This window comes from Pseudoalteromonas sp. S1727 (assembly GCF_005886375.1).
Lineage (GTDB): Bacteria > Pseudomonadota > Gammaproteobacteria > Enterobacterales > Alteromonadaceae > Pseudoalteromonas > Pseudoalteromonas haloplanktis.
The window spans coordinates 1-4,591 of sequence record NZ_PNDT01000116.1; the positions used below are offsets into that span (position 1 = coordinate 1).

Here is a 4,591-nt window from a genome sequence, read left to right on the forward strand (position 1 = left end):
GAGTGATAACAAGGCATAAATTTTGACATGTAGTTGTTCTACATGAAAAATTTATAACGCAGTTAGCGCTTTATTTAGCCCGCTAGAATGATTAAATATTTAAGTCGATTGGTATTATACCCAAACCAAAAGTTTTAGGCAGTAAAAAAGGCGCAAAAGCGCCTTTTAAATTAATCTAATTAACAAGCCTATTTCTTAGCTACACGACCAAATTTAATGTAGTCCTGCGTAATTAATGCAGCTTCTTCTAAGAATGGGTCTAAATCGTCTAAAACGTCAGGCACATCATCAAGATTTTCCACAGGCTTTTCACCTAAGCGAAGGAGTCTTTCATTAGTACGCACTAACGCACGTGCCTCACCTTCGTCTTTCTCTTTAATGCGCTGGGCTTCAACAAGTGAAATCGTTTTCCGATCTTTTTCTTCTTTATAGCGTGTAATATCCTCAAGCACATAATTAAACTCAGGTTCAGATTTTATGCGTTCATCATGTGCTTTCGTTAAATACGCTATTGCAGCATGTAAGTCATCAACTGAATTATACTTTGCACGCACAATGCTATCCCAAGGTAATGCGTTATCTTCTTGGCTTTCGCCCCACTCTGCAGGATCGATTGCTGATGGGAACGAAATATCTGGGATTACGCCTTTATGTTGGGTACTACCACCATTAATTCGATAAAACTTTGCAATGGTATACTGCACACTGCCAAGAGGATTATCATATAAATCATAAGCACGGCCTAAACCTTTATGCTGTTGCACTGTGCCCTTACCAAATGTTTGTTCACCAATAACAATGGCTCGTCCATAGTCTTGCATTGCTGCTGCAAAGATCTCAGAGGCAGACGCACTATAGCGATCAACTAATACGGTAAGTGGGCCGTCGTAAAATGTCACACCATCACGATCTTTTTGCTCTTCAATACGATTATTTAGAGTGTGTATTTGCACCACAGGACCTTGGTCGAAAAACAAACCAGATAATTGTGTTGCTTCATATAACGAGCCGCCGCCGTTTTGACGTAAGTCAATGATAATGCCATCAACCTTGGCTTCTTTTAACTTAGCAAGTTCAACTTTTACATCTTTAGATAGATTATTGTAAAAACCGGGGATTTCAATTACCCCAATTTTGCTGGTTAAATCAGAGTATTTTGCTTCAAAAACTTCTGATTTTGCGGCACGGTCTTCTAAACGAATTTTATCACGTGTTATTTCCACTACTTTTGGAGCACCGTGATCATCCGCACCTTTTAAGTATTGTAGTCGTACTTTTGTGCCTTTAGGGCCTTTGATTAAATCAACGACATCATCTAGACGCCAGCCAATTACATCAACAAATTCTTCTTTGTCTTGCGCGACACCAATGATACGGTCATCAGCCTTAATTTGCTCCGACTTATCTGCAGGGCCACCTGGGACTAAACTGCGAATGACGGTGTAATCTTCGTCATAGCTTAGTACCGCACCAATCCCTTCAAGCTCAAGATCCATGTCCATCTTAAACTGTTCAGCCCTACGTGGTGATAAATACGATGTATGTGCTTCAATGCTACGTGCAAATGAATTCATGACTATCTGAAATGCATCTTCACTATTAGTTTGCACTAAACGTTTTTGTGCATTGTGATAGCGTTTTGTTAGTACTTTTTTGATCCCGGCCCAATCTTTGCCAGTCATTTTTAAACGTAGTGCGTCATATTTAACACGTTCACGCCAAAGCTCATCCAGTTCGGCTTGTGTTTGTGCCCAATCAACGTCTTCACGATCAAAATAATACTCATCGGCCTCGTCAAACGACATTTCTTTTTCAAGTAAACTCAATGAATACTCATACCGCTCAAAACGACGTTGCATACTCAGATTGAAAATATCGAAGGTAAAGTCGAGTTTGCCGGTAGTCAACGCATTATCAAATTGGTTGCGGTATTGCTCGAATGAAGCAATATCCGCAGCCAAAAAGACGCTTTTATTGAAATCAAGGGATTCGATATAACGGTCATACACTTTACTTGAAAGTGCGTCATCAAAACGAATTGGTTTGTAATGTGCACGAGTAAATAAGTTCGTCACCCGTTTGCTAGCCGTACTATGTTGACTTTCTTGCGCAAGGACAGGTAAGTCTTTTACCGTAACAACATCAGCAACATCTGCTGCAAATAATAAGCCCGAATAGAGGGCCGCAACTAACGGAATGAGCGTAAACTTCTGACTCATACACAACTCCTTAATTTAAATACAGCTTTAGATAATGTACAGGCTGTCTGCTTTCGTTTTAACTTGCATGCCCGTTACCAATTCAACATGAACATCATCTTTGTTCACTTCAGTGATAACTGCATTAACAAGGGCTTGGCCAAGCTTAACTTTCACTTTGTTATTAACCTTGACCTCACTTGCTGGTAAAGGTTCAATTTTTCCTGAACGCTTAGCCGGTGCAGCTTTCGCTGGTGCAGAATTAACTTTAGCGTTTTTATCCGCTGATTTGTTAAATTGACCAGGTTTCTTTTTGTAAGATTTTGTGTCCGAATCATTACGTGGGCGCTGAGCTTTTTTACGCTTAGCCATTTTCGCACGGCTTTCTTCAAGGGCTTTTTGAGCATGATCTATGTGTTCTTGCTCAACTTTAGCGCCGTGATTACCATCCAAATCAATACGAAACTCAGACTTAGTCACAGCTTCTAAATAACGCCAATTTGACGTGTATTTTCTTAGTGCTTGACGAACCTGCGTTTTGCTTACCTTTTCAGAGCCTTCAATTCGCTCAGCGATATCTTTAAAGATACCTACTTTCAGCGGCTTGATGCCGTCTTTTTGTTTAAAACATTGTGGAAATTCTTGATATAAAAATTCCAGCACTTCATTAATATCTTTTAGCTTGTTTGTGGTTTCCATTTTAGAACCTATGTTTCACATCTTTTCATCAAGGGACGAATCGACGTAGTGTGTTACCCAGTCGACCAACTCTTCAAAGTCGGCTTCAATTACAGCCATATCACCTCGAAGGTGTTCCCAAATACCATTAATTATTTCATCAATTAATTCACATTCCGTATCATCAGGAAGACGATCCCAAGCAATATGAATTAAATCATTGAGCGTTTCCGCTACATGTTCTTCATCTCCTTCCCAGTCACCCACATCAGTGACGGCAAACAGATAATCCTGTACATTGACTAAGTCTTTCATGCAATTGTTGCCTCAAAACACGCTACCAGTGCTTCTAGACCTAGCTTATCATCTGCATCAAACCGAGCAATACTTGGACTGTCTATATCTAACACTGCAAATACTTCACCATTTTTATGGATAGGTATTACGATCTCAGAATTAGACGCAGCATCACAGGCAATATGTCCTGCAAATGCATGTACATCTTCAACAAGTTGAGTTTGTGCAGTTGCAGCAGCAGTGCCACAGACCCCTTTTCCTAGTGGAATACGGATACATGCAGGGTTGCCTTGAAACGGACCAAGCACTAATTCAGTGGGTGAGTCCATTAAGTAAAACCCAGCCCAATTAACATCATCAAGTGACGTAAATAACAATGCGCTGATATTCGCCATATTGGCAATAATATTCGGCTCACCAGTAATTAGCGCTTCAGTTTGTTTAACTAATGACTGGTAAAATTCTTGCTTTTGCATACCAAACTACTTCTTATCAAACATACAGTAGCTAAAGGTACTCTTTGTCGCCAATAATTGAAACCTTTTCAAAGCAAAAAAAAACAATTTGCCCTAAATTTCAGCAAGCTTGGTTAATAATTCTGCTATTGAGGTGATTGTTGTTTTACTGCACCTTGTCTCAAGCCATATAAAAATAGCCCAGCTGCGAGTGCCGACATTGTGGTATTGATCAAAAAGACCATTCCCCCAGTGGCGCTAAGTAAATAGCTAAATATTGCACCACCGAGTAAGCCTAAAGTTAGAACTCCTGAGTAATTCACTTTTGCATACTTATACATTAACAAATAACCAGGCACGACAAATGCCGCCATAGTCAAACCAACAATATGCGCGTTGGCAATGGCACTCATGAGTAAATTGAAGAAAATCGTCATTGGGTCGCCACTTAATGTGAGCGCATAATAAATTCCGAGCGCAGTGCCAATAATCACAGGTGACAGCAAAGATAAACCTACACTTTTCGCAAGCCGATGTTTCATAATACGTCCTTAAAATCTGGCTAAGAGATAAGTGCTAAGGATGCATGATGTTTTACAACATCGAAATAGAGACTATGGTCGTAATTTTCTATAAAAATTGTAGAGATAAAAAAACCCGCTTAATTAAGCGGGTTTTAATATATGGTGGAGAGATAGGGATTTGAACCCTAGAGGGGCTACAAACCCCTGCCGGTTTTCAAGACCGGTGCATTCGGCCACTCTGCCATCTCTCCGAAACTTTTATAAGTCACGAGCAAGAGTGTACTCATAACTATTTTGAATTAGGTGGTGGAGAGATAGGGATTTGAACCCTAGAGGGGCTATAAACCCCTGCCGGTTTTCAAGACCGGTGCATTCGACCACTCTGCCATCTCTCCGCACGGCCTGCATAATAGAGAAGGCAGTGGGCTTTTTCAAGCTT

Annotated in this window: 5 protein-coding genes and 2 tRNA genes; all 7 read right to left on the minus strand. The window is 40.3% G+C overall.

Going from position 1 to position 4,591, the window contains the following annotated elements; all coding sequences use genetic code 11:
• Positions 1–188 precede the first annotated feature (188 nt).
• The gene (prc, locus tag CWB85_RS19750) at positions 189–2,219 is read right to left on the minus strand and encodes a carboxy terminal-processing peptidase (protein ID WP_016709615.1); all 2,031 of its coding nucleotides are present in this window, start codon (positions 2,217–2,219) and stop codon (positions 189–191) included.
• Between the two features lie 27 nt (positions 2,220–2,246).
• Positions 2,247–2,897 (minus strand): RNA chaperone ProQ, encoded by a 651-nt coding sequence (proQ, locus tag CWB85_RS19755; RefSeq protein WP_016709614.1) that lies wholly within the window; start codon positions 2,895–2,897, stop codon positions 2,247–2,249.
• Positions 2,898–2,912: 15 nt separating this feature from the next.
• Positions 2,913–3,191, minus strand: coding sequence for a hypothetical protein (locus tag CWB85_RS19760; RefSeq protein ID WP_016709613.1), 279 nt, complete (start codon positions 3,189–3,191; stop codon positions 2,913–2,915).
• The gene (gene msrC / locus CWB85_RS19765; RefSeq protein ID WP_016709612.1) at positions 3,188–3,649 is read right to left on the minus strand and encodes a free L-methionine (R)-S-oxide reductase MsrC; all 462 of its coding nucleotides are present in this window, start codon (positions 3,647–3,649) and stop codon (positions 3,188–3,190) included. The genes CWB85_RS19760 and msrC overlap by 4 nt, the downstream gene beginning before the upstream one ends.
• A 125-nt stretch (positions 3,650–3,774) precedes the next feature.
• Positions 3,775–4,170, minus strand: coding sequence for a hypothetical protein (locus CWB85_RS19770; RefSeq protein ID WP_016709611.1), 396 nt, complete (start codon positions 4,168–4,170; stop codon positions 3,775–3,777).
• 142 nt (positions 4,171–4,312) lie between these two features.
• Positions 4,313–4,403: transfer RNA gene (locus tag CWB85_RS19775), tRNA-Ser, on the minus strand.
• Between the two features lie 53 nt (positions 4,404–4,456).
• A tRNA-Ser gene (locus CWB85_RS19780) sits at positions 4,457–4,547 on the minus strand.
• Positions 4,548–4,591: the final 44 nt, after the last annotated feature.